General features: G+C 69.4%; 21 protein-coding genes. 13 read left to right on the forward strand and 8 right to left on the reverse strand.

Going from position 1 to position 25,619, the window contains the following annotated elements:
* Positions 1-22: 22 nt before the first annotated feature.
* Complete coding sequence (locus HNP48_RS31400; RefSeq protein ID WP_184864821.1) at positions 23-3,460, reverse strand: EAL domain-containing protein; 3,438 nt, start codon at positions 3,458-3,460, stop codon at positions 23-25.
* Between the two features lie 365 nt (positions 3,461-3,825).
* Positions 3,826-4,767 carry a LysR family transcriptional regulator gene (locus tag HNP48_RS31405; protein ID WP_184864959.1) on the reverse strand — a complete coding sequence of 314 codons (942 nt, stop codon included), beginning with the start codon at positions 4,765-4,767 and terminating at the stop codon, positions 3,826-3,828.
* An 80-nt stretch (positions 4,768-4,847) separates the two neighbouring features.
* On the opposite strand from HNP48_RS31405, the gene HNP48_RS31410 reads away from it, so the two are divergent.
* Complete coding sequence (locus tag HNP48_RS31410; RefSeq protein WP_184864823.1) at positions 4,848-5,756, forward strand: NmrA family NAD(P)-binding protein; 909 nt, start codon at positions 4,848-4,850, stop codon at positions 5,754-5,756.
* 59 nt (positions 5,757-5,815) lie between these two features.
* Here the strand turns inward: HNP48_RS31410 and HNP48_RS31415 are convergent, their stop codons facing one another.
* Entirely contained in the window at positions 5,816-7,282 is a 1,467-nt protein-coding gene (locus HNP48_RS31415; protein WP_184864825.1) for a hypothetical protein, read from the reverse strand.
* A 187-nt stretch (positions 7,283-7,469) separates the two neighbouring features.
* Complete coding sequence (locus tag HNP48_RS31420; protein WP_184864827.1) at positions 7,470-8,354, reverse strand: LysR family transcriptional regulator; 885 nt, start codon at positions 8,352-8,354, stop codon at positions 7,470-7,472.
* A gap of 117 nt (positions 8,355-8,471) precedes the next feature.
* Between HNP48_RS31420 and HNP48_RS31425 the strand changes: the two genes are divergently transcribed.
* From HNP48_RS31425 to HNP48_RS31450, 6 genes are all read left to right on the forward strand, one after another.
* Positions 8,472-9,470 (forward strand): tripartite tricarboxylate transporter substrate binding protein, encoded by a 999-nt coding sequence (locus HNP48_RS31425; RefSeq protein ID WP_184864829.1) that lies wholly within the window; start codon positions 8,472-8,474, stop codon positions 9,468-9,470.
* A 34-nt stretch (positions 9,471-9,504) separates the two neighbouring features.
* Positions 9,505-10,857: an FAD-dependent oxidoreductase gene (locus HNP48_RS31430; RefSeq protein ID WP_184864831.1), complete on the forward strand. Its 1,353-nt coding sequence runs from the start codon at positions 9,505-9,507 to the stop codon at positions 10,855-10,857.
* 63 nt (positions 10,858-10,920) lie between these two features.
* Complete coding sequence (locus HNP48_RS31435; RefSeq protein WP_184864833.1) at positions 10,921-11,505, forward strand: GNAT family N-acetyltransferase; 585 nt, start codon at positions 10,921-10,923, stop codon at positions 11,503-11,505.
* The gene (locus HNP48_RS31440) at positions 11,502-11,912 is read left to right on the forward strand and encodes a hypothetical protein (RefSeq protein WP_184864835.1); all 411 of its coding nucleotides are present in this window, start codon (positions 11,502-11,504) and stop codon (positions 11,910-11,912) included. The genes HNP48_RS31435 and HNP48_RS31440 overlap by 4 nt, the downstream gene beginning before the upstream one ends.
* A gap of 132 nt (positions 11,913-12,044) precedes the next feature.
* Positions 12,045-12,809, forward strand: a complete 765-nt coding sequence (locus tag HNP48_RS31445) for a hypothetical protein (RefSeq protein WP_260420448.1) — start codon at positions 12,045-12,047, stop codon at positions 12,807-12,809.
* Between the two features lie 74 nt (positions 12,810-12,883).
* A complete protein-coding gene (locus HNP48_RS31450; protein ID WP_184864837.1) occupies positions 12,884-13,045 on the forward strand; it encodes a hypothetical protein in 162 nt (53 codons plus the stop codon).
* A gap of 85 nt (positions 13,046-13,130) precedes the next feature.
* Here the strand turns inward: HNP48_RS31450 and HNP48_RS31455 are convergent, their stop codons facing one another.
* Positions 13,131-16,166 (reverse strand): hypothetical protein, encoded by a 3,036-nt coding sequence (locus HNP48_RS31455; RefSeq protein ID WP_184864839.1) that lies wholly within the window; start codon positions 16,164-16,166, stop codon positions 13,131-13,133.
* Between the two features lie 465 nt (positions 16,167-16,631).
* Here HNP48_RS31455 and HNP48_RS31460 point away from each other — a divergent pair, with 465 nt between their 5' ends.
* The 4 genes from HNP48_RS31460 (at position 16,632) to HNP48_RS31475 (ending at position 19,849) form a co-directional block, all read left to right on the forward strand.
* The gene (locus HNP48_RS31460; protein WP_184864841.1) at positions 16,632-17,768 is read left to right on the forward strand and encodes an ABC transporter substrate-binding protein; all 1,137 of its coding nucleotides are present in this window, start codon (positions 16,632-16,634) and stop codon (positions 17,766-17,768) included.
* A gap of 105 nt (positions 17,769-17,873) precedes the next feature.
* Positions 17,874-18,179, forward strand: coding sequence for a hypothetical protein (locus HNP48_RS31465; RefSeq protein ID WP_184864843.1), 306 nt, complete (start codon positions 17,874-17,876; stop codon positions 18,177-18,179).
* A 16-nt stretch (positions 18,180-18,195) separates the two neighbouring features.
* The gene (locus HNP48_RS31470; RefSeq protein ID WP_184864845.1) at positions 18,196-18,774 is read left to right on the forward strand and encodes an alpha-ketoglutarate-dependent dioxygenase AlkB; all 579 of its coding nucleotides are present in this window, start codon (positions 18,196-18,198) and stop codon (positions 18,772-18,774) included.
* 214 nt (positions 18,775-18,988) lie between these two features.
* Positions 18,989-19,849, forward strand: coding sequence for a hypothetical protein (locus tag HNP48_RS31475; RefSeq protein ID WP_221480422.1), 861 nt, complete (start codon positions 18,989-18,991; stop codon positions 19,847-19,849).
* Here the strand turns inward: HNP48_RS31475 and HNP48_RS31480 are convergent, their stop codons facing one another.
* Together HNP48_RS31480 and HNP48_RS31485 are read right to left on the reverse strand one after the other, a co-directional pair.
* Entirely contained in the window at positions 19,850-22,465 is a 2,616-nt protein-coding gene (locus tag HNP48_RS31480; protein ID WP_184864849.1) for a bifunctional diguanylate cyclase/phosphodiesterase, read from the reverse strand.
* Positions 22,466-22,468: 3 nt separating this feature from the next.
* Complete coding sequence (locus HNP48_RS31485; protein ID WP_184864851.1) at positions 22,469-22,945, reverse strand: prepilin-type cleavage/methylation domain-containing protein; 477 nt, start codon at positions 22,943-22,945, stop codon at positions 22,469-22,471.
* 246 nt (positions 22,946-23,191) lie between these two features.
* Here HNP48_RS31485 and HNP48_RS31490 point away from each other — a divergent pair, with 246 nt between their 5' ends.
* The gene (locus tag HNP48_RS31490) at positions 23,192-24,586 is read left to right on the forward strand and encodes a S9 family peptidase (RefSeq protein WP_184864854.1); all 1,395 of its coding nucleotides are present in this window, start codon (positions 23,192-23,194) and stop codon (positions 24,584-24,586) included.
* A gap of 28 nt (positions 24,587-24,614) precedes the next feature.
* Here HNP48_RS31490 and HNP48_RS31495 read toward each other — a convergent pair whose 3' ends face one another.
* On the reverse strand, positions 24,615-25,094 hold the full coding sequence (locus HNP48_RS31495) for an SRPBCC family protein (protein ID WP_184864855.1): 480 nt from the start codon (positions 25,092-25,094) through the stop codon (positions 24,615-24,617).
* A 70-nt stretch (positions 25,095-25,164) separates the two neighbouring features.
* On the opposite strand from HNP48_RS31495, the gene HNP48_RS31500 reads away from it, so the two are divergent.
* On the forward strand, positions 25,165-25,590 hold the full coding sequence (locus HNP48_RS31500; RefSeq protein WP_184864857.1) for a MerR family transcriptional regulator: 426 nt from the start codon (positions 25,165-25,167) through the stop codon (positions 25,588-25,590).
* Positions 25,591-25,619 lie beyond the last annotated feature (29 nt).

Genomic DNA, 25,619 nt, shown 5'->3' on the forward strand with positions numbered 1-25,619 from the left:
CCAGCCGCCCTCTCCGCCCAGGCTAGGGCCCTTGGCGCACAGCCCCTTGGGGATGGCCAGACTGGCGCTGCAGCCACTGCAGCAGCGCTTCACCCGCCAACGGCCTGCTGATGAGGTAGCCCTGCATCACATCGCAGCGCAGGATCTTGAGCAGGGCGGCCTGCTCCTCGGTCTCCACCCCTTCTGCGACCACCTTCATGCGCAAGGCATGTGCCAGCGAGATCATGGTGTCCACCAGGGTCTGGGCATCGGCATCGCTGGCCATCGCCGAGACGAAGGACTGGTCGATCTTGAGCACCTGCACGGGCAACCGGGCCAGGTAGGAGAGTGAAGAGTAGCCCGTGCCGAAGTCGTCGATGGCAATGTCCAGCCCCAGGGCGCGCAAGTCGTGCAGGGTCTGCACCGTCTTGTCGACCTGCTGCAGCACCGCGCTTTCGGTGATCTCCAGGTCGATGCCCGGCTCACCCGGCTCCTGCGCCAGCAGGGTCCGCACCATGCCCAGAAATTCTGCACGCTGCAGCTGGATGGCAGACACATTCACCGCCACCCGCGGCGGGTGCATGCCCTGGGCCTGCCAGCTGCGCCGATCGGCCAGCGCCTGGCGCAAGGCCCAGGCACCGACCTCGACGATCAGCCCGGTCTCCTCCATCAGCGGGATGAAATCGCCCGGGGACACCAGGCCGCGCTCGGGGTCGTTCCAGCGGATCAGCGCCTCCAGCCCGACAGTGCGGCGCGCAACGCAGTCCACCTTGGGCTGGTAGTGCAGCGTGAACTCGCTCGCCTGCAGCGCGCGGCGCAGGCGGTTTTCCAGCGCCAGCTTGGCGGCGATGACCTCGGTCATGCGCGCGTCGTAGAACAGCACCTGGTCCATGGAGGTCTTGGAGCGCTTCATCGCCGCCTCGGCGTTGTGGTACAGCGCCTCGGCGCTGTCGCCATCCATCGGAAAGCGGGCCACGCCGATGCGGCCGCTGACCCGCAGCTCCACGCCGCTGGCGACCACCGGGTCGCTGAAGCACTGCCGGTAGAAGTCCTGCAGCATGCGGGCCACCTCGATCTCTGCCAGCTCTTCGTCGAACAGCACTGCGAACTGGTCCGATCCCACACGCGCCATGTGGCTCGCGCCGCGCAGCAGCTGCGCCATGCGCGCGCCGACCTGGCGCAACACCTCGTCGCCCACATGGCGCCCCAGCGAGTCGTTGATCGACTTGAAGCGCTCGATGTCCACCATGGCCAGTACCAGGGTCTGGCGCTCCGCGGCCGCATGCAGGTGCTGCGCCAGGCGCTCGCGAAACAGCATGCCGTTGGCCTGGCCGGTGAGCACGTCGTAGTAGGCCAGGCGGTTGATCTGCTCTGCCCGCTGCAGGTGCTCCATGGCAAAGGCCAGGTTGCCCGCCAGCTCCAGCAGCAACTGGCACTCCTCGTCATCGAAGAAGCCGACCTCCAGCGAGTGCAGCACCACCAGGCCCACCGCCTGGCGCTCCACCACCAGCGGCAGGATGGCCAGGGAGCGCGAGCCCGCGGACAGTGCGCGCTCGCGCACGCCGGGCCAGTCGCTGGCGGCGATGTCGTTCTCAAAAATCGGCTGCCCGTGCTCCAGCAGCTGCTCCAGGCGCACGCCGCCGCCCTGCAGTTGCTGCTGCATGGCTTCGCGGATGGACAGCAGGGCCTCGGCGGACAGGGGCACGTCGCTCACCGCCGCCATGATCGCCTGCAGGCGCCAGGGCGTGTGCGAGAGCATGCCGATCCAGGCCTTGCGAAAGCGGCCCGTCTCCACCGCGATGCGGCAGGCCTCGGCAAACAGTTCGTCGCGGTCGGTGGCGCGCACGATGAGCGAGTTGATGTCGCTGAGCACGCTGGACACGCGGTGCAGGCGCTGCACGCGGCGCTCACCCAGCTTGGTGCGCGCGAACTGGCCCAGTTGCTGGCAGATGGCCTGCACCGAGGCCTGCTGGCGCCCATCGGGCACGCGCGCGCCGCGCGCCCGCAGCGCCAGCACCCCAAAGACCTGACCGCCCGACACCACAGGCAGCAGGCTGGCGCTGGCAACCACGTCGCTTTGCACCAGCCCCTTTTGCACCACGCGCGGCTCGGCCCGCAGGTCCGGCACCCACAGCGGCTCGCCGCTGGCCCACACATGGCCGGCCAGGCCCTCGCCCTTGTGCAGCACCAGCCGGGCGAGGCCCTCGGGCGGCTCGGGCGGCGCCATGCCCGGCAGGCTCCAGTGGGCGACCACGCGCAGCACGCCGCGCGCGTCGTCGGCAATCCAGAAGCGGGCGAACACCCAGTCCTGCGCTTCGCACAGGATGCGCAGCACCGCCAGGGCCCCAGCGTCCAGCCCGTCCGCGCCGGCCAGCGCGCTGGCGGTGGCATGCTCCAGGCGCAGCAGGGCCTCGGTGCATTCGCGCTCGCGCTCCTGCGCGCGCAGCTGGGCCAGCTGGTCCTGCTCCTGGGCATACAGGCGGATGTTCTCGAACACCCGGCCGAAGTGCGCGGCCTGCGCCTCCAGGGCCTGCGCTTCGCTGCCGCCGGGCGGCAGCTCGCCCTCGCGCGCGCCGAGCAGGACCACGCAGCCATCGCAGGCGCTGTGCGCGGCTATGGGCACCAGCAGGGCCCAGCGCGCCTGCGGCAGACAGGCCCGCAGCGCCTGCGCCAGCGGTGCGCAGCCGCTCCCCCCGGTCCCGCCGTCCACGCCCGCGGGTGGGTCCAGGTCGATGCGGCGCGTGGCCGGCGCGCTGCCATTCCCCTGCCGGGCCATGCCGGCCAAGGCCTCTGCCACGGCCGGCCGCAGGCCTGGGGGCTCATCCCCCGGCAAGCCCGTCGCGCACCAGTCCATGCCCTTGTCGCCCACGCGCAGCACGGCGGTGATGGCGGCCTGCGCCGCAAACAGGTCTTGCACGCCACGGCAAAAGGTCTCCAGCAATTGCTGGGGGTCGCGCGCGAAGGACAGGCCCAGGCTCAGCCTCGACAGCCCCTGCAGCCGCACGTTGGCCTGCTCCAGCTCGGCAACCTTCTCGATGAGCTTGTCGCTGATGAGCTGCACATGCTCGCGCTCGAACGAGGCGCCATGCCCGGCCACCCGCTGGTCCAGCCCGCCGGGCGCCAGCGCGCGCTCCACGGTCTGCAAGATGAGCTCGGGCTCGCAGGGCTTGGCCAGCACCGTGTGCACGCCGCAGGCGGCCGCCAGCACGCGCGCCTCGTGCTCCAGGAAGGTGGCGCTGTAGAAGATCACCTGGATGGCCTGCACGCGGGTGTCCTCGCGCAGCCGGCGCGCGAACTCGTACCCGTCCATGGTGGGCATGAGGATGTCGCAGATCACCAGGTCCGGCCGGTACAGCAGCACGCAATCGAGCGCCTGGGCACCGTCGATCGCCTCCAGGGCCTGGTGGCCTGCGTACTTGAGCAAGGTCACCACCAACTCGCGGTTGACAGGCTCGTCGTCTGCTACCAGAACCGTTGCCAAACGGGCCTCCCTGGACACCGATGAAGAAAGACAGGAACGAGGGGGCAGCGCGATGCAAAAGGCCTCGCGCTGCCACACGCCAAGCGCTACGCGTGGGACAGGCGCAAGGTGGAGGCTGGCCGCAAGGTGGCGCTCAGGGGCAGAAGTCGCATTGCAATGCCCGTGTCACCTGCGAAAACAGTCCCCCGCCGGCTGCAAGTGCCTGGCAATCCCGCCCTCAAAAATATTTAATGCCAGAACGCGGTCTTGGTCAACAACACAATCTCACCCGGAATCCATGGGGTGCGGGGCCTGCGCACCCACCACCGAAGCCGCGGGCCGGCCCTTCGGCGGGGCCTGCGCCAGGCGCCAGGGCGCTTTCCCACTCAACCGGGCCGGGGGCCCTTTTTCCCCGGCGACGCCAACGGCGCGACCACCTCCACCACCTGCTGCCGCACCCACCCATGGGCCGGGTCGCCGTGCAGGCGCTCGTGCCAGACCATCGCCGGGGACAGGGGGGCCACCGGCACTGGCAGATCCAGCAGCGCCAGTGAAAGCCTTTGCGCGAGCAGCTGCGCCAGGCGGCGGGGCACAGTGAGCACCATGTCGCTGTCTGCCACCAGCACCGCACCCGCCAGAAAATGCGGCACCCGCAGCGCGACGTGGCGGGTGCGGCCCGCCGCCGCCAGCGCGGTGTCCACCGCGCTTTCGCCCACGCCGGAAATGGTGATGGCGATGTGGCGCAAGGCGAGGTAGGTTTCCAGGCCCCACCGGCCTTTTGCCGCGGGATGCCCGGCCCTCACCACGCACACCAGGTGGTCGGTGTAGAGGCCGCGGCGGTGCAGGCTGCCAGGCAGTGCCTCGAAGATGCCCAGGGCCAGGTCTGCACCGCCCTGCTCGATCAGGCGCAGGTTGTCGCCCACGGGGGGCGCGATGTGCAGGCCCAGTGCGGGCGCCTGGCGCTCCAGGCGCGCCATCAGCCCGGCCAGCACGACCAGGGCCAGGTGGTCGTGCGCGGCGATGGTGATGCGGCCCGTGGCCGAGGCAGGGTCGAACACGGCGGGCGCCATGATGCCCCGGGCATCGTCCAGCAGCCGGGCCACCGGGCCTGCCAGCGCCTGGGCGCGCGGCGTCAGATCCAGCCCGAGCCTGCCGCGCACCACCAGGCGGTCGCCCAGCATCTTGCGCAGCCGCGCCAGCGCCCGGCTCGCGGCCGGCTGGCTCAGCCCCAGGCGCAGGCCCGCCTGGGTGACGCTGCGCTCCCGAACCAGGGCATCGAACAGCGTGAGCAGGTTCAGGTCGAGCGCCGATAAATCCACTTGGTGCATATTCACTATGACTTTCATGCCATTGCCGCATGCTAAGCCCTCTCGCACCATGGCGGCTCTTCTGAACCGGAGTTTTTTGCATGACTGCTTTCCCTGCTCTCCCCTATGCCGTGGTGGGTGTCACCGGCCGTACCGGCGCCGCCGCGGCCCATGCGCTGCTGCGGGCCGGCCAGCCCGTGCGCGCCGTGGTGCGCGACCCGGCCCAGGGCCGGTGGTGGGCCGACCGTGGCGCCGAGATCGCCGTGGCCGACCTCACGGACCTGGCCTCCATGACCCAGGCGCTCAGCCGCTCGCGCGGCGCCTATGTGGTCTGTCCGCAGCACTACGGTCGCGATGACCTCTTCGAGCTGGCGGACGCGATGGCCGCCACCACGGCGCGCGCCGCGCTGGCGGCGCGCGTGCCCAGGCTGGTGGCCCTGTCCTCGGTGGGCGCCGACCGCACGGGCGGCACGGGGTGGATCCGGATGAACCACATGCTCGAGCAACGCTTGAAGGCGGCCGGCGTACCCACCGTCTTCCTGCGCGCGGCCTACTTCATGGAAAACTGGGCGCCGATGGTCGCGCAGGCCGCGCGCAGCGGCACCCTGCCGAGCTTTCTGGCGCCGCCCCGGCGCGCCCTGCCGATGGTGGCCACCGCGGATGTCGGCAGCGCTGCAGCGGCCTTGCTGCTGCAGGGGACCGGGCACTGGACCGGGACCCGCGCCGTGGCCCTCGCAGGGCCCCGGGACTACGCACCGAGCGATGTCGCCGCCGTCCTGGCGGCCACGCTCGGCCGGCCCATCGACGTGGCCACCGTGCCCGAGGCCCAGTGGGCCCAGGCGCTGGCCGATGCCCGCTTCTCTGAGGCCGCCCTGGCGGGCTTCACCGAAATGACACGGGGCCTCAATGCCTCGCACATCGACATCCACAGCGATTCCGCAGCCACCGAACAGGCCGGAGCGACCCCGCTCGCGCAGGTCATTGCAACGCTGGCACAGCGCCCGGGCTGACACTTGGCGCAGGCAGACAGGCAGGCTGGTTGGACCTGCTCCCCGGCCCGCCCCCGGGGCTACGGGAAGCTGTACACCAGCTGGTAGCGTTTGCTGGCCAGCATCTCTTGCATCGTGTCGCTGTGCTTGCTGCTCTTCAGCCCGTAACCGACATACAGCTTGGTGCCCCGCAAGGCGCGCAGGTCCTGGTTCGAGATCAGCACGGTGGTCCTGTTCTCCAGCCCGTTGATCCAGGGCTGGGGAAGACCGAACGGCGTCACGTGTGGGAAACCGTACCCGTTGTAGAAGTATGCCGATCCATCCGGCCCAAAGACCATGAGATAGACATCGCCCTGCACACCACTGGCCAGGTGTTCGCTGGCGATCTGCACCCGCACCGTGAGCGTCCGCAGCTCAATGGGCCCCGTCACGGTCACCTCGCCCAGCGGCCCCGGACTGGTGCCGCCGAACACCACGGCCGTGGGTTGGACCGGCGTGGCCCCTGCAGCCCCGGTGCCCAACTGCCCCACGCTGTTGCTGCCCCAGGCCATGAGGGTGCCGTCGGACTTCAGGGCCAGGGTGTGCTGGGCCGCGGCCGCGATCGCGGTGTAGCCGTTGCCCACGAGCTGGGGGCTGTCCACATCGGCCGCCGAGTCAACGCCCAGCTGGCCGTTGGCATTGGAGCCCCAGGCCCACACCGAGCCATCGGTCTTGAGCGCCACGGTGTGCGATGTGCCCTTGGCCACCTGGCCATAGCCCGCGCCCAGCGAGGCGGGCTGCTCCTCGCCCTTCCACTGCCAGAGCGTGCCATCGGTCTTCACGCCTGCGGCGGTGGTGGCATTGAGCGCCACCTGGGCAAAGCCGCTGCCCGCCGGGCCATTGCTGCCGTAGGCGGTGCGCCAGGTGTTGAGCAGGTTGTTGTTCGACACATAGCGCATGGCGCCACCACCGAGCACGAACAGCGCGTTGTAGGGGCCGGTGGCCATCTGCCAATAGCCCGCTGGCAACTGGTCCAGCGACCCATTGTTGCCCCCTGCGGGCGCGCTGTAGATGAGCTTGGAATCGCCCCAGAACCAGACCGTGCCATCGGCCTTGGCGGCCGTGTCGGAGGTGAGCAGCTTGTCAAAGCCGCTGCCGATCTGCACCGGCACGGTTTCGTAGAACTCGCGGTCCCTCAGCACCGCGTGGCCCCACATCCACAGGCTGCCGTCGGCCTTGAGGGCCACCATGTAGCGGCTGCCCACCTGCACCTGGGTGAAGCCGGTGCCGATGCTGACCGGCTTGTTGGCGTTGGTGGACGTGCCATTGCCCAGCTGGCCGTTCATGTTGTTGCCCCAGGTCCACAGCGAGCCATCGCTCAGGATGGCGGCCGAATTCGACGCGCCCGTGGCGAACTTCACCACCGTGGCCGCATGGGCGCCCAGTGCGGCGGCAAACAAGGCGCAGGCCAGGCCCAGCCTCGCCGCGATTTGGCGGCGGCGCGGTGCGCTTCTTTGCAGCGGTTGCAGCGGCTGCAATGCGGAGGTCAACACGGCCAGGCAATTCATGGGGTTGCGCCTTTCAAGACAAAAAAGAAGGGAAGAAACAGGAGGACAGAAAGAAAGAAAAAAGCCCGCACCGCAGCCGCCCTGCTCCAGCGCTCCAGGCAGTATGCGCAGGGCGACGCGGCTTGTCCCTCCCCCGGCCGGGGGGGCTTGATAGACCCTCAGGAGCAGAGGGCGAGGCCCCGCCCCCTCACTCCAGAAACAGCTCCGCCACCATGGCGCGCAGCCACCGGTTGCCGGGGTCGTGGTGAAAGCGCTCGTGCCAGTGCTGCTTGATGGCAAAGCCCGGCAGCGCAAACGCGGTTGGCACCAGGCGCACCGCCGCAATGCGTGCCAGCGTCTGCGCAACGCGCGCGGGCACCGTAGCCACCAGTTCGGTCTGGGCCAGCAGGTTGCCCAGGCCCGGCAGGGTGTGCAGGGTCAGCACCACATCGCGCTGCATCTTCAGGCGCTTGAGCTCCTGCTCCAGCAACTCATGGCCCGTGCCCGGCGCGATGATGGCCACGTGGCGCTCGCGCTTGTAGAGCGTGCGGGTGGCGCGCGACACCAGGCGCGGGTGGGCACGGCGCACCACGCAGGCAAAGCCTTCGTCGAACAGCTTTTGCTGGTAGAAGCCCGCGTCGAGTTCGGGCATGTAGCCCACGGCCAGGTCGGTGTCGCCCGATTCCAGCCGCGCCGCGGTATCGGGCGCAATGCGCAGCACCTCGATCTGGATGCCCGGCGCCACCGACTCGACCTTCTTGACCACGCGCGGCAGAAACTCCAGATGGCTCACGTCGGTCATGCTGAGGCGAAAGCGCCGCCTGGACGTCCTGGGGTCGAACACCACCTGCTGCCTCGTGGCCGAACGCAGCAGCTCCAGCGCCTGGCGCAGGGGCCCCAGCAGATCGGCCGCATGCGGCGTGGGCACCATGCCCTGCGCCGTGCGCACGAACAGCGGGTCGTTGAACTGGCGCCGCAGCCGCGCCAGCGCCAGGCTCACCGAGGTCTGGGGAATCTCCAGGTTCTCCGCCGCGCGCGACACGCTGCGCGTCTTGTAGACCTCATCGAACACGGAGAGCAGCCGCATGTCCATTATTTCAAATCCTGTTGGGCGTTATGGCACGCATTAAATAGACGCAATGTTGCCCCCGCCCTAAAGTTTGCGCAATCCCCGCAGCGCCGTTGGGGAGCCCACCAGGAGACAACACCCATGGCATCCCGCAAGCGGTCCCTTTCTTTCGCAGCATCCCCCACCCTGCGCGCCGCCGCACTGGCGGCCTGCCTGTGCCTGGCCAGCGTGCCGGCCTGGAGCCAGGACTGGCCCCAGGGCCCCGTCCGATTGGTGGTGCCCTTCGACGCCGGCTCCACCCCCGACCTGGCCGCGCGCGCCATTGGCGAGCGGCTGGCGGCGCGGCTGCACCAGCCCTTCGTGGTCGAGAACAAGAGCGGCGCGGCGGGCAACATCGGCACCGACGCGATTGCCAAGGCCAGCCCCGATGGCCGCACCATCGGCGTGAGCATCGCCGGGCCGCTCGGGGTGAATGCGCTGCTGTTCAAGAAGCTGCCCTACGACCCCGCCAAAGACCTGGCGCCCATCTCCATCGCCGTCTCCCAGCCCTCGGTGCTGGTGGTGGGCAAGAAGCTCGAGGGCACCGATGCCAAGGCGCTCGCGTCCAGCATGAAGGGGGCCAAGCTGACCTTCGCCTCCATTGGCGCCGGGTCCATCTCGCACCTGGGCATGGCGGCACTGGCCACCCAGGGCGGTGCCGATGCGGTGCACATCCCCTACCGCGGATCGGGCGCCGCCGTCACCGCGGTGCTGGCGGGCGAAGTCGACATGGCGCTGCTGCCGGCGGCGGCCGTCATGCCCCATGTCAAGGCGGGCAAGCTGTGGGCGCTGGCCGTGGCCTCGCCGGCCCGCTCGCCCTCGCTGCCCAACGTGCCCACCCTGGCCGAAAGCGGACTGCCCGCCATCCAGGCCGATGCCTGGATCGGCTTTGTCGCCCCCGCGCGCACGCCCGATGCCGTGGTCAAGGCCTTGCAGAACCAGATCGCCCAGATCCTCGCCGAGCCCGCCATGGTGGAGAAATTCCGCGCGCAATACATGGACCCTGTGGGCGGCCCGCCCGAAGGCATGCGCAAGCAGATCGGTGCCGACATCGCGCGCTGGAAGCCGGTGATCGAAGCCCACCGCATCGCCCTGGACTGATGCCATGACCAACGCCATGAAAGAAGAGAACGCAATGGCTGCTGTTTCCACCCTGCTGGAGCCCGCGCGCCAGCTGCCGGTATTTGGCGGGTACGACGTGGTCGTGGTGGGCGGCGGCCCGGCCGGGCAGGCGGCCGCCGTGAGCGCCGCACGCCGCCAGGCCCGCACCCTGCTGGTGGAGTCCTACGGCTTTCTGGGGGGCATGGGCACGGCGGGCGGCGTCACCAACTTTGCTGGGCTGTATGGCCGGCACGAGGGGGAGATGAAGCTGCTGGTGCGCGGTGTGGTCGACGAACTGCTCGCGCGCCTTGCGGCCATGGGCGGCCTCAACCAGCCGCAGGACGGCATGCAGGGCCGCATCCGCGTGCGCTCCTACGACACCTCCCTCTACAAATGCGCGGCCGACCAGTGGCTGCTCGGCGCGGGCGTGCAGTTGCTGTTCCACGCACGGGCAGCAGGCGTGCTGCGCGACGGCAATCGCATTGAGGCGCTTGTCGTGGAGACCAAGTCGGGCCGCCAGGCCATCCGCAGCCAGGTGTTCATCGACTGCTCGGGCGATGCCGATGTGGCGGCGTTTGCCGGCGTGCCCTACGAGGTGGGCGACGGGCATGGCAGCGGCCTCTTCCCCACCACCATGTTCCGCGTCGGCCATGTCGATCCCGGCCAGGCGCTGCCCGCCGTGGGCGAGTTCAAGGCCATCAACGATTTCATGGAGCGGGCGCAGCAGCAGTTCCCGGGCCGCTACCGCTTTCCGCGCGAGGGCGCGATCCTGCGGCCGCAGATCCACCCTTCGGAATGGCGCGCCAACGTCACCTCCATCGCCAATGCCCGGGGCCAGGCCATGAATGCCGTCAACGCCGTCGAGCTGAGCGATGGCGAGGTGGAGGGCCGCCGCCAGATCACCGAGTACTTCCGCTTCCTGCGCGAGCAGGTGCCGGGCTTCGATGGCTCGCGCATCGTGGAGATCGCGCCGCAGATCGGCATCCGCGAAACCCGACGCATCGAGGGCCTGTACGCGCTGACGGGCGACGACATTTTGCAGTCGGCCCGCTTCGACGACCGCATCGGCATCAACGCCTGGCCCATGGAGCTGCACCGCGCGGGCGGCATCTCCTGGGGCTTTCCCGCAGACCCGCGCCGGGCCTACAACGACCTGCCCTGGCGCATGCTGGTGCCCCGCCAGATCGAGAACCTGCTCGTGGCCGGCCGCTGCGCCAGCATGACGCACGAGGGCCAGTCCGCCGCGCGCGCCAGCGGCGGCTGCTTTGTGATGGGCCAGGCCGCGGGCACGGCTGCGGCCCTGGCGGGCAGCACGCGCTTGCAGGATGTCGATGTGCAGCACCTGCAGTCGTGCCTGCGCGAAGACGGGGCCTTGCTGGAGGCATGAGCCCCAGCCACGCCTCGCCCACCGCTATAGTGTGCCGGGCATGGCCAGCCTGGCCCCTCCGACATGACCGCCGCCGACACCATCATCGCCACCCGCCGCCTGGTGCTGCGCTACCCGCAGGCCGGTGACCTCGCCTGCCTGCATGCGCGGGTGCTGTCGGACGCACAGGTGATGCGCCACGTGTTCCTGGGTGTACCCTTCACCCCCGCGCAATCCGAAGCCTTCTTTGCCACCAGCTTCGACCACGACCGAAGCGGCCGCAGGCTGGGTGTGTTGACGGAACGGGCCAGCGGCGATGTGGTTGGGTTTTCGGGGCTGATGCCCTGCACGGTGCTGGGATCTCAGGACTATGAGATCGGGTTCGTGCTGTCCCGCAGCGTCTGGTCGCTGGGCTATGGCACGGAAATCGGGCGGGGCCAGTTGGCTTACGGCTTTGGTGCGCTGGGTTGCCAGCGCCTGCTGGCCCAGGTCGCCCCCGACAACCGGGCATCCATTGCCACGCTGCAGAAGATCGGCATGCAGTTGCACAGCAGCCTGCACAGCGAAGGCCGGGGTCTGCGCGCCATCTATGCCGCGCAGGCACCTGCTTTTCAGCACAGCGCGGATACTGCCACCCCCTTGCCTTCTGATTTGCCATCGTACCGATGAAACGACACCTGCTGGTCTTCTTCGCGCTCTGCACGCCCTTGCTGGCGTCCGCTGCAGAACTCACGATCTCGTGCATCGGGCCGGAGTCGGACCACTGCCCGGTGAAGGTCGAGGCCAGGTTGTCCGAAGAACGGCTTGTCGCCTACCTTCAGTTCCCCCAACCCTCCGGTGGAACGCAAGGCGCGGTTTTTGGTTGGTGTGGACCCCAAAGCAGCGGGGCATTCTCCACACCCGGCGGCTGGTCCCGCGATTCCACGGGCTGCAAGGGCACCGGCGTTTTTCAGGTCATCAACGGGGAGTTCACCAAGCGGCAACTGGCGGACAGCTACATCGTTTTCGAATCCCGCAAGACGGAGGGCTTCTGCGCTGGAGGCAAGGCCCCCCTGTGCCTGGTCTACCCCAGGTAGCCCTCGTCCCGCTCCTTGCGCCTGGCGAAGGGGCCCAACGCGTACGATTCCCACTGGGCCAGAAGTCCGTCGGCAATTCAGGCGGCCTGCCGCGTACCCAACCGCACCCTTTTTTTCTCACCACGCCAAGCGATGCACCACCCTCCAAGCCTGCCCCGTACCCCATCTGCCCACCGCCTGGTGATCGTGGAGGGCATCATGGGCTCAGGCAAGTCCACCACCATGCGGTCCATCGCGCAAAGCCTGCAGGACGCTGGCCACGCCGCCTTGCCTGTGCACGAAAGGACCGACCCGCATCCCGTGCGGGCGACGGACGAGCTGGAACACTGGTTCCAACCCTGGCTCGACACCAGCCCGGCGCAACTGGCCGCCCGCAGCATCCGCAGATGGGCAGCGCTGGTCGAGGCATCGCAGGCAGACGGCACCATCCGCGTCATGGATGGCCAGCTGTTCCACGGCGACCTCACGAACCTGTTCCTCATGGAGGCCGATCCCGCTACCCTGCTCGACCACATCCAGGCACTGGCGTCGGCCATCGCTCCGCTGAACCCTCTGGTCGTGTACTTCAGGCAAGAGGACGTCGAGCACGCCATCCGGACCGTCTGCGAAGAGCGCGGCGCCGAGTGGGTGGCCTACCAGGTCAACTGGAAGCTTGCAGCGCCCTACAGCACAGGCCGCGGGTTCGCGGGGCTGCAGGGCCTGGTTGCCCTGTACCAGGACTACCGGCGCCTGACCGACACGCTGTTTGAACGCCTCCCGCTCTCCAAGCTGGTGATCGAAAACTCACGGCAGGACTGGCCCGCCTACCATGCCCTCATCTTGCAGGCCCTGGGCTTGCCGCCGGTGGTGCCTGCAGGTGCCAGTCCACCCCGCGCTCCTGCCCCGCCGACCCCATGAGCCACAGCTGCTTTCGCTTCAAGCCCGCGCACCCGGACCTGAGCGCCTAGTCCACTGAATCGGAGAAATCGGTTGTGCGTGGGTCCGAAGAAGAGCACCTGGGCGTCGAGAAGGCGCGCCAGCACCTGCAACTGCTGCGCGGCATTGCGCTGGAGCAGGACATGCACGCCCAACTCGAAGCCGGGCACATCGGCTCGCCCGAGGAATACGTACCCTTGCCGGACGACGAGGCCTGAACGGGGGCAAGCCCCATGGGGATGGATCGATGGATGGATGGATGGATAAAGCGGCACTCCGGGTCACCGACCGAAGACCCGCCCATCAATCCACGGCGCGCACCCCTTGCACCTGGGCGCCCAGCTTGAGGTACAGCAGCCCGTCACTGCCCAGCCACCAGTTGGCGCTGGCTGCGGGCACCTGCACCGCTGCGCCCTCGGGCAGCACCCATTGCGGCACCAGGCGCCAAGTCTGGCCAGCCAGGGTCACGGTGAACGCACCGTCGTTCGATGCAGGCTGCACGGACAGCGTGGCCCCCGGCAACGCGGTCTGGAAGATGGCGTTGGCCTGCGTGGCATTGAGCAGTGCGGGCAGCAGCAACTGCCGTGGCCCAGTGCCGGTCTGCAGGTAGATGCGGCCCTGTTCATCGACGCCGATCTGCGGTGTACCTGCAGTGCTGCCTGCTCCCGTCCACCCAGGCTTGAGCACATAGGTGCGCCCACCCGTGCGCAGCTGGATCACACCCTCGGCCCCCAGCCGGATCTGCGCACCGGGCAGTACGGCCGTCACCGCACTGGCCAGGCCCGCGAGGTCGGCCACTGCCGGCGCAAACTGCACCACCACCCCGCCGCGCACCCAGCGCAGCAGACCCAGTGGGGTGAATGTCAGGCCATCGGGCAAGGTGGCGTCGATGGTGATGGGCAAGGTGGGCAGCAGTTGGAAGGTCTGCCCGCCATCGCGCAGCAGGTAGACACCCGATGCATTCGTCTCCAGACCTTGCGCCAGGTTTACACCCGACAGGCGGGCCAGCGGGCCATTCAGGCGGGCAAAGGTTTTGCTGTCTACCGTGATGGATGCGGGCAGATTGATGAAGGCCATCGGGTCACCGGGCTGGCTGGTATTGCCCGCCAGAGAGCCCAGCGTGATGGAGACCAGCGCGCCCTGTTCGTTGACCTGCAGCCGTTCACCCGCCAGCAGCCCCATGCGCCCCACCTGCGGCAGGCTGCCCTGGGGCGGCAGCAGCGCGCCGGTGAGCACGGCCACCGTGAGCGGCTGGGCTTCGATGGTGGTGCCGGCGCGGCCGGCACTCAGCAGCACATCGCCCGCCAGCGCCATGGGCTGGCCCGCCGCCGTGCTCGCCATGGACGCCCAGCCCTGGATCACCACCAGCACCAGCACGTTCTGGCCATTGACCTGGGTCACGCGCAATTGCGTGCCGGGGGCTGCCTGCACCTGCATAGGCTGGCCGTTGATGCTGATCTGCAGTGTGACCGGGCTGGTGCCCGTTCCCTGCGGCAGCACGATGGTGGCGCCGCCAGCCTGGGGGCCCACCACGATGGGCAGGTTGGGGTGGGTCACGGTAAAGATGTCGCCCGGCTGGGTGACCCCCGCGGGCTCGGGCTCGGGCTCGGGCGCCACCACCACCGCAGCAGTGATGGTGAGCGTGCCCGGCACCAGGGTGATGTCGTAGCCGCGCTGGGTGGAGTGCACCCCGCTCACCGTGATGGCATGCACCCCCACCGCACTGCCCGCCGCCGTGGCCACGGGCGTGCCCAGCAGGCGGGCATCGGGGCTGGCGGGGGTGTAGGTCACGCCCAGGGCGTTGGTGGTGCCGTCCACCGTGCGGCTGCCGCTGGTGGCGGTGATGGCAAGCGGCGCGGTGAACAGGCTGCGCAGCAGCGGGGTGCTCTGGCCTGGGTAGATGCGCCAGGTGGTGCCGGTGCCGCCGGCGTCGTCGATGCTCCAGCCGGAGAAGGTGGCCAGGGTCTTGAGTTCGGCCAGGGTCTTGGGCGTGCCGTTGCCATTGCCCGACCAGGTACCATCGGGCACCCCACCGTTGTTGATGGAGGCGCCGCCCGCATCGGTGGTGGCATAGAAGTTGTTGAGGGTGCAAGAGCCAGTGCAAATGCCGGTGAGCCCACCGACCATAGCCGTCCCAGTCACGGCGCCCGTGGCGTAGCTGCTGCTGATAGTACAACCAGAATAGCATTCACCGGCGAGCCCACCCACAAACGAGAGTTCAACACGCACTGCGCCCGTGGCGTAGCTACTGCTGATGGTGCAGTTGTTTTTGCAGGAACCGACGAGCCCGCCCGCAGTATAGAGTTCAGACCTCACCGCGCCTGTGGCGTAGCTGCTGCTGATGGTGCAGTTGTAGTAGCAGCTACCGACGAGCCCGCCCGCATAATTGCTGCGAGAACTCACCTCGCCCGTGGCGTAGCTGCTGCTGATGGTCCCACCGTCGAAGCTTCCAGCCAAAGTTCCCACAGAATCGTAGCCTCTGACCTGGGCATTCACCAATCCGATATTGCGCAGCCGGGCACCACTGGTCACGCCAAACAGCCCGATGAAACTTTGCCCCGGCCGCTCAATGCGCAACCCGGTGATGGTGTGCCCCAGCCCGTCCAGGCTGCCGGTGAAGAGGGTTATGCTGTTGCCCACCGGCTCAAACCCCGCCCCGCCATTCCACCCGCTGGTGGCGCTGGCATCGATGTCACCGCCCAGCACATAGTGCCCGGCCAGGTTGCCCTGCATGCCTTGCAGGTCGCTGCCCGTGTTGCTGCCCGCTGCGCCCAGGCTGGTGATGATGGTGGGGGACTGGTCCGCGCCATCGCTGCCCAGCCGCGTGGTGTAGCTGGCACCAGACTGCAGGTGCACCGGGGCCGTGGCCACCACGGTGGCGCTGTTGCCGGCTGCCACCGCCTGTTGGCCGTAGCGCACCGTGAGGGTGCCCGTGCCGGCCTGGAGCGGGGCCTCTATGCGTACGTCGCCCCCGGCCTGCAGCTCCAGGTGGCTGGTGGGCGTCAGCGTGAGGGCGGCCTTGATGGCCAGCACAGGCTCGCTCGTGTGCGTCTGCACCACCACATGGGCACCTGCGGCCAGCCGGGTGTTGACATCGCTGGCCGCCACCACCGCGCCGGGGCCGCCGGGCGTCCAGGTGTTGTTGCCTGGCCCGCCCCAACTGCCCCCGCTGCTGCTGGCGGCAGACGTGATGCTGGTGGCCTGGGCCCGGCCCGGGGCGCACAGCGCGGCCAGGGTCATCAGCAGCAGCCAGGCCAGCACGGTGGCAAGCCACGCGGCCGCGCGGCGGTGCCGGCTGCCGGCAAAGGGCAAACGATGGAGGGGCAGGATGTGGGTCATGGTCAGGCCAGGGGTTTCCAATGGGCACGCACGGGGGGCGCCGCTGCCAAGGCAGGCGGGGGGCGCGCAACTGAATCTAGTGCCTTGCCACGCGCCTGTCTGTCCCCAGAACTGATGACACGCGGCGGTTGGCATGGCGCCCCGGGCACGCAAGGAATGGGCGCGCTGGGGGGCACCGGCCGCACGCGAGCAACAGCGGTACGCAGGGGGGCCTGGCGCTGCATTCGCTGGCGCGGGGCCGGGTGCGGCGACGGAGCGCCCCCCTGCCACAAAGTCCACCCTGCGGGCCCTGCCTGGCGGTAGACTCGCCTCTTTCGCACTGCAGCAAAATGCCTTGCCCAACCCCCCGGGGGTGGCCGGCCTGCTGCCGTTGCGGGGGTTTTCTTCAATGCTTCGGTGCCGCTCGGGAGACAGTGTTTGTGCGGATGGTGCGGCCCGGACTCCAAACGACTATTACATTCATCCATGCGCCCTTCTCTTGCCCTTCTGCGCCACTCCGTGCTGGCCGCCTCCCTTCTTTGCACCGGCACGCTGGCCCTGGCCCAGGGCATCGTGCTCGGCCAGATCGGGCCCTTCACCAAGCTGCCCGTGCCCGATGCGGTCGAGGTCAACCAGGGCATCAAGGCCTATGTGGCCCAGGCCAACAAGGCCGGCATCAAGGGCCAGAAGGTCTCGCTGTTCGAGGCCGATGACGAGTACAGCCCCGAGGGCTTTCTCGCGCAGTTCCCCAAGGCGCTGGAGAAAAAGCCCGTGGCGCTGATCTCGCCCATCGGCTCGGCCGCCATCAAGCGCATGCTCGACGACAAGCTGCTCGATGCCGCGCCCGTGGTGGTGATGAACGCCGTGCCCGGCGCCGAAAGCCTGCGCACGCCCGGCCATGCCAAGCTGTTTCACATCCGCGCGGGCGACAAGCAGCAGATCGAGAAGATCGTGACGCACACGCGCACGCTGGGCATGACGCGCCTGTCGGCGCTGTACCAGGACCTGCCCATCGGCACCTCGGGCATGGCCATGGCGCAAGAGGCCGCCAAGGCCACGCAGGGCATCACGCTGCAGGGCGTGAAGTCGGCCACCGACGCGGCCGCGCTCGACGCCGCCGCGCAGCAGCTGGCCAAGCAGGACGCGCAGGGCGTGCTCGTGCTCGGCGCCCCACGCTTCATGGCCGAAGGCATTGCCGCGCTGCGCAAGGCGGGCGTCAAGCAGTCGATCTTCGTGCTGTCGTACGTGCCGGCCGGCCTCATCGTCAAGCTCGCGGGCGTGGAAGGCGCGCGCGGCGTGGGCATTGCCCAGACCTATCCCAACCCCAATGGCAAGACCCTGCCCCTGCACCGCGAGTTCCAGGCCGCGATGAAAGAGGCCTTCCCTGCCGTGCAGGAGTACACATCCTTCCACCTGGAGGGCTACCTCTCGGCCCGCACCGTGGGCGAGGCGCTCAAGCGCAGCAAGGATGCCAACCCCAGCGCCGCCGCCCTGGCCAGCACGCTCACCAGCATGGGCGAGATCGACTTCGGCGGCTTCCGCGTGGACTTCTCCAAGGGCAACGTGGGCAGCCGCTTTGTGGACATCGGCGTGATCGGCAGCGACGGGCGCCTGCGGTACTGACAAGGTACTGACCGGCTGACAACGGGGCGGGCGCGCCCCGCATAAATCTGCTGCACGCTTTTCCAAAATACTGTAAATTCATACAGTATTATCTGGAGATCGAGCATGGCTGTTCTGGACGCCACCTACACCGTCGCCCTGTGCGACCACCCCGGCCTCACGCAGGCCGAACGCACCGCTGCCGAGGTGCGCTTTGCCGTTGCACTGGAGCACCAGTTCGGCGGCCCCGATGACATAGCGACCACCCTGCACACCATCGACGCGCTGGAGCGCGTGGAGCCCGAAGACGTGTCGGCGCACGACCTGGTGGCCCTGCAGCACTGGGTGCGGGCCCTGGGCATTGCGCGCCTGGCGGGCTACCGCGGCCTGGCGCCGCGCGATGGCAGCCGCTTCGAGGTGCGGCTGGGGTAGCGGCGGGTCCACGGCCATGGACCAGTCCACGCTGTTCGGCGATGCGCCGGTGCTCGCCTCCATTCCTGGCCTGGTCTACCAGCCCGAATTTCTGGGCCGGGCCGAGGAGGCAGCGCTCATCCCCATCCTGCAATCCCTGCCGCTGCGCGCCGCCCGGTACAAGGAGTACCTGGCGCGGCGCCGGGTAGCGGGCTTTGGCGGCTCGTTCGACTTCGACACCAACCAGCTGCTGCCGGGCAAGCCGCTCGATGAACGGCTTGCGCCCCTGCGCGAGCGCGTGGCCGCGTGGCAGGGCATGCAGCCCGAGCAGTTGGCCCATGCCTTGGTGTCCGAATATGCACCTGGCACGCCCCTGGGCTGGCACCGCGACGTGCCCGACTTCGAGCACATCATCGGCGTCTCGCTGGGCGGCCCGGCCACGCTGCGCTTTCGGCCCTGGCCCTACCGCCCTGAACTGCAGCGCGAGGTGGTGGCCCTGGAGGTCGAGCCCCGCTCCATCTATGTGCTGCAGGGCGACGCACGCTGGAAGTGGCAGCACTGCGTGGAGCCGACGCCGGCCCTGCGCTGGTCGGTCACCTTCAGGGACTTGCGCTGAGCCGCTCACGGGCCTTGGGCGCATGTGCAGGCATGCGCTGCACCGGCATCTTCTCGTTGCCGACGCGCACTCGCCTCCCCCCGCCCCATGCAACGCAGTGGCAAGCGAGCATGCCGGGCTGCAGCGACCAGGGCAGGTGACGGGCGACACAGACCCCTACCTTCGTGGGGTTCCCCCGAGTGCGAGGCCTCGCCATACTTCGCATTTTTTTGCCATGACCATTGCCGTGTCCTTGCCCGCTCCACACTCTGCGCCCGCAACATCCGTGCGCCGCTGCGCCCCGTTGGCCTGGTTGGCCCTGGCCGCATCGCTGTCGGCCTGCGGTGGGGGTGGTGGTGATGAACCGCCCGCCCCTGGCCCCGGCCCTACCCACATCGAGCGCTTCACCCTCGGCGGCACGGTGAGCGGCCTGGCACCCGCGTCCGGCATCAGCGGCAGCAGCCGGCTGGTGCTGCAGAACAACGAGGGCGACGACCTGCTGCCCACGGCCAACGGCCGCTTCGTGTTTGCCACGCCGCTCGCGGCCGGCAGCGCCTATGCGGTGCGCGTGAAGTCGCAGCCCGACGGCCAGACCTGCACCGTGGCCCAGGGCAGCGGGGCCATGCCCGGCGCGGCCGTGGACGGGGTGCAGGTGGGCTGCGCCACCGCGGTATGGGGCCTGCCTGAAGGCGTCTGGGTGCGCGAGACCTGCAGCAAGGTCTCCCCGGACCAAGGCGCGCGCAACCTTTTTCGCCTGACACGCCAGGACGAGACCCGCCTCACCGTCAACCATGGAACCATGGCCTATGCCAATGCCCAGTGCAGCGGCGCAGGCACCGTGCAGTCCGAAAAGGAATACGCCCGTTTCGTGGTGGACCGCAAGGAGACCCGGGGTGGCATCACCGCCTTCTGGGGCAACTGGACCTTCACCGCGACCCCCGCCAACCCCACGCGCGCCGTATTTGCGCGCTCGGGCCCTTACCTGTGCTGGGGGGCCGACCACTTCTGGGCCCAGTTCCCCACCATGGACTCTGTAGAGCGCATCGTGGTGGGCAACCCGGCGCAAAGCGGGCAGTGCTTCTTGCTGCCGAATTGACTACGGCTTGAGCGCGGCGGGCGCGCTGCCGGCCCATGACCGCGCCAGCTCGGCGGGGGTCTGCGGCTTGCCATAGAGGTAGCCCTGCAGCTCGTTCACGCCCAGGCCCTGCAGCAGGTCGGCCTGCTCGGGCGTCTCGACACCCTCGGCCACCACGCGCTTGTCCAGCGCCTTGGCCAGGGCCACGATGGCCGTGGCAATGGCCAGGGCGGGGCGCTCCACGCCAAAGGCGAACACAAAGCTCTTGTCGATCTTGAGCGTATCGAACGGCAGGCGGTTCAGGTAGCGCATGGCCGAGTAGCCCACGCCAAAATCGTCCAGTGCGATCGCCACGCCCCGCGCGCGCAAGGCCGCCAGGCGCGTGACGGCGGCGTCCACGTCCTGGATGAGGGCGCCCTCGGTGACCTCCAGCTCCAGCTCGCCGGGGCGGATGCCGAACTCCTGCACCAGTGCATGCAGCGCCGCTGGAAAGCCCGGGTCGGCCAGTTGCACGGGCGAGAGGTTCACCGACAGGTGGCGCACGGGCACTGCGGGGTCGGCACGCCACAGTGCAAACTGCTGCAGCGCCTGGCGCAGCACCCACAGGCCCAGCTCGAGGATGAAGCCCGACTCTTCGGCCAGCGCGATGAAGGTGTCGGGCGGCACCAGCCCGTGGTCGGGGTGGCGCCAGCGCAGCAGCGCCTCGACCGAGGCAACCTGGCGGCTGTGCGAACCAACGCGCGGCTGGTACACCACGAACATCTGCTGCGCGGCCAGTGCCTGGCGCAGGTCGTGGCGCAGCACCAGGCGCTCGGCCTGCCGGGCCGCCAGCGCGGGCTCGAACTCCACCAGCGCATTGCGGCCCGCACCCTTGGCGGTGTACATGGCCAGGTCGGCGTGCCGTAGCAACTCGTCCCGCGACACCCCATGCACGGGGAACAGCGCCATGCCCAGGCTGGCGCCCAGCGGCAGCACGCGCGGGGGCACGCTGTAGGGCACGCGCACGGCCTGCGCCACGGCCTCGATCTCGGCCCTGAAAGCCCCTTGCGCATCGGCCGGCAGCACAAAGACAAACTCATCCCCGCCCGGGCGGGCCATGGCCAGCGCGCGCGCGCCCATGCCTGCACGCAGGCGGCTGGCCACCTCGCGCAGCACGCAGTCGCCCACGTAGTGGCCATAGGCGTCGTTGATTTCCTTGAAGCCATCGAGGTCCATGCAGACCACGGCGAAGGGCTGGCCTGCGGCCCGCGGGCTGCCCCCATCCGGGGGGGGTTGCACCAGCTGGTCGATGGCCTCCACCAGCCCGAAGCGGTTGAGCAGGCCCGTCAGGCTGTCTTGCGTGGCGCGTTCGCGCAGTTGCTGCTCGTGCTGCTCGGCATGCAGGGCCACGGCCAGCCGCTGGCGAAACGCGCCCAGCTCGCGCTCGGCCCGGCCCTGCGGTGCCGGCAACTGGGCCAGGCGCAGCCACACGCGCTGGGTGCCGGTCTCGGCCACAGGCAGGTCGTGCCCAGGGCCGGCTTCGCCGGTGGGGTCCGCAGAAGTTTCGCGCTGCTGCAGCGTGCCGTTGGCCGCCAGCGACAGCAGATGGGGCCCGGGTGCGCCCGCAGGCCACTGCAGCACGCCCACCGGGTCTTGCGCCGGCGGGCGGTGCAGGTGCGCCAGCATCAGCTGCACCACCTCGGCAAACGGCCGCTGGCCGATGATGGCCTGGTCCATCTGCGCGAGCACGCGAAACAGCGCCAGGTCGCGCCCCACCTCTTCGGTCATGGCATTGAAGGAGTCGGCCAGGTCGGTGAACTCGCTGCGCTGGCCGCCGATCTGCACTTGGCACGTGAAATCGCCGCGCAGCACGGCGCGCGTGCCCGAGGTGAGCGCATCCAGCGGCCGGGTCAGCCGGCGCAGCACCACCGAGCTGCTCACCAGCGCCAGCAAGAATGCGATGCCCGCCACATTGCCCACCAGGGCCGCCACGCCGATGGGCAGGTAGCGGCGCACGTCCGGCTGCAGCGTGGTGGTGAGGGTCCAGGCCGGGGCATCGAAGTACGGCGTGAAGAAAATCTCGCGCTGCGTGCGCACGGCCTGGGCGTCCTGCACTTCCACCCCCAGGCAGAAGGGCGCGGGCAGCTGCGGCCCCGAAAAGCAGAGCCGGTGCGTGCCCGACTGGGCGTTCTCCCACAGGTAGTCGGCGGTGAAGCGGCCGCGCACCGCAGCGCCTTGCACCGGCACGATCAGCTCCACCACGGGCGCCGCCCCGGGCTGCGCAGCACCGGTCACGCGCAGGGCGCTGCGCCCGCCGGGCGCCAGCGCGGCCTCTGCCGGGGCCAGCCGGTCCACGCGGGCAAAGACGGCCTCGAGCCCCGGGTCCAAGGCCATCGGCCCGGGGCCATCGCCCTGTGGCAGGCCATGCACATGCAGCAGGCTTTCGGCGGCGCGCAGCCGGTCGATGAGGTTGATGCCCACCGCCTTGGCCAGCTCGCCGCTGAGCTGCGCGGCCGATTGCTGCACCACGTACTGCGTGAGCTGGTAGGCCAGCAGGGACATGGCACCCACCGGCACCGCCACCAGCACAAAGAACGTGGCCAGCAACTGGCGCCCCACGCGGCTGTGCAGGATGGCCTGGGCCGCACTCAGGCGCATGCGTCAGTAGTCCTCGGCCACACCGATGAATCCCCCGTTGTTGGCGCGGATGATGTCGTCGCGGCTGGCCTTGGCGGTCAGCGGCGTCTGGCTCTTGCCATCGGGGCCCATGCTGTACAGGTCGTAGTCGCTGTTGAGCGGGTGCAGGGACTTGTCCTTGCGCTTGTCCCCCACTTTGGCACCCTCCATCGACAGGTAGCGGTAGGGGTTTCCCCAGGGGTCAAGCCGGTTCTCGGGCACATCGGCCAGGCTCGCCGGAAACGCGTTCTTGAAGTGCAGGTACCGGTCCAGCTTGACGCTGATCTCCAGGATGTCCTTCTTGGCCGCGGCGATCCTGGCGCGCTCCATGTAGGCCTGGTAGCTGGGCACGGCCACGGCGGTCAGCAGGCCGATCAGCGTGACGGAGATCAGCAGCTCCAGCAATGTCACGCCCAGGGCGCGCAGCGCCCGTTGGTGGGGACCGCCGATCCGGAGGGTCATGGCCTGGCACCTTCGCACACGGTAGTTGCCCTGCGCACCACGAACAGGGCCGTGGCCCATGCCGCGCGCGGCACAACCCATGTCTCCCTGACATTTTGTTTCATACCGCATGATATGCCACGAGGCGCACCCAAGAGCGTAGGACACCATCGACGATGCGCCCTGCGCTACCATGCGCTCCCACAGCAGTGGTGCGCTCCTTCGCAGCTTTGGCCGGCGTTAAGAGAGCCTCTGCACAATGGCGGGATGCACTCCCCCCACTCCGCCCGCATCGCCGGCCTGCTGCTCCTGCTGTGCGGGGCAGCCACTGCGCAACCGCAAGCCGCGCCCGCCGCAACGCCCCCGGCACCGGCCAGTGCTGCGGCAGCCACGGCATGGCCGGCCTACATGCCCCACCTCTCCCCCGCCCCGACGGAAAGCGCGGTGGCAGCCACACTGCCGCCCGATGTGGCCATCACCCCGCCCGATGCCGCCCTGCCCGCGGCCAAGGCCCGCTTCAGCGGCGTGTGGCAGGGCGCGGCCTGCGCGGCGCGGGCCTGCGACATCCGCATCGCAGTCGAGTCGGTCACTGCCAGCGGCGCCACGGTGGTCTATGCCGGGGCCAACGAACAGCAACCCCAGATCACGGACCGCACGCAGGCCACCTTTGCCGGCAGCGAGATGCACGCACGGCTGCACACCGGCGCCCGGCTGGTGATGCGCCTGCGCGAAGGCGGCGATGAGCTGGAGATCGCCGCCTGGCGACCCGAGACGCGTCTGCTGCTGGCCAGCGTGCTCAGCAAGCAGGCCCTGGCACCACGCTACGCCCGCTCCATCGAGCGCCTGCCCACGCCCTGGGTTGGCGACGATGGGCGCGCCCAGACGCTGGAGGCCGTCGTCTACCGGCCGCTGGGCGCCAAGGGCCCGTTCCCCACCGTGGTCTTCAACCACGGCTCCACGGGCGCGGGCAACCGACCCGAGTGGTTCGGGTTGACGTGGACGAGCCCCGACATCGCCGAGTACTTCACGGCCAAGGGCTGGCAGGTGGTCTTCCCCCAGCGGCGCGGGCGCGGCAAGTCCGACGGGCTGTACGACGAAGGCTTTGGCGCCACCCGCTCGGCCGGCTACTCCTGCGAGCCCGCCCGCTCACTGCCGGGCCTGGACCGTGCCATCGCCGACCTCGATGTGGTGATGGCCCACCTGCAGCAGCGCCCCGACGTGGACAAGGCGCGCCTGTTGATCGGCGGGGTCTCGCGCGGCGGCATTCTGTCGGTGGCCTATGCGGGCACGCGCCCCGCCATGTTCCTGGGCGTGGTCAACTTCGTGGGCGGCTGGCTTGGCGATGCCTGCCGGGAGGCCGCCGTGGCCGTCAACCGCAACGGCTTCACGCGCGGCGCGGCCTTTGCCCGGCCCACGCTGTGGCTGTATGGCGAGCACGATGCCTACTACCTGCTGGAGCACAGCCGCGCCAGCTTCGACGCCTTCCGCGCAGCGGGCGGCCAGGGCCGCTTTGTGGGCTACGCGCTGCCGCCCGGGCAGGACGGGCATGGCATCCACAACCACCCGGCGCTTTGGCAGGCCGACCTGGATGGCTACATGGCACAGGTGCTGCAGCCGAAGGGGCGCAGCGGGCTTGCGGTGGGCAGTGCGCCTGTGCGCTGAAGGGTTGCACGCGCCCTGTGTGACCCCGTCACCCCGCCGACCGCACGGGCACCGCCGTACCCTCTTCCAGCCGCCGCTTCAGCGCCTGCACACCTGCGCCAGCGCGGGCGGCCATCACGCGCCGCGCCATCGGCAGCAGCAGGTAGCGCACGGCCGGGTTGGTGTTGCGGCTGAACATGCGCCAGGTCAGTTCGCACGAGCCCGGGGCCGCCTCCGCCAGGGCGATCTCCATGCGCGGCAGCAGCGGCGGCAACCGCCCCTCGGTGGCAAAGAAATGGGGCGAGCGCGACTCCTTCACCTGCAGGCGGATCTGCCGGTGCCCGCGCCATGGCAGGCGCACGGTCTCCAGGTACTGCTTGCCGGGCTGCCCCGGGGCCAGCGCGTCGGCCGCCGCCATGGCCACGACGCCAGGAAACCACTCCGCAAACCGCTCCATGTCGGACACGTAGGCAAACACTTGCGGCACCGGCCGCTCGATGTGCACCATTGTTTCAACCAGCATATGCATGGGCGCTCCCCTCTCAAAAAAGGCCATGCTATTGTGTAGAGTGCACTCTACAGTCAAGGGATTTTTCCTCATGCGCATTGCCGAACTGGAAAGCCGCACCGGCCTGGGCCGCCATGCGCTGCGCTTCTACGAGCGCGAGGGCCTGCTGACCGGCGTGCGCCGCGGCGCCAACAACTACCGTGACTACCCCGAGTCGGCCGTGCGCGATGCCACCCTGCTCCAGCAGTTGCAGTCGCTGGGCTTCTCGCTCAAGGAGATCGGTGAGGTGCTTGCGGCCATGCGCGCCAAAAGCATCGACTGCGCCCAGGGTGCCTTGCTGATGGCGCAAAAGCGCGCCGCCGTGGATGCGCAGATTGCCCAGCTGCGCCAGGTGAGCAAGGTGCTGGCACGCGAACAGCAGCGGCTGCAGGAGCGTGCCGCGCAGCACCTGCAGAGCAAGACGCCAACCCCGGCTTCGGCATCAGGCCCAGGCCCCGGTTCCAACCGCCCCCGGTAGCGGCACCCGCACGAAGAAGCCCACCCCCT

Source organism: Acidovorax soli (assembly GCF_014207955.1).
Classification (GTDB): Bacteria; Pseudomonadota; Gammaproteobacteria; order Burkholderiales; family Burkholderiaceae_C; genus Acidovorax; species Acidovorax soli_A.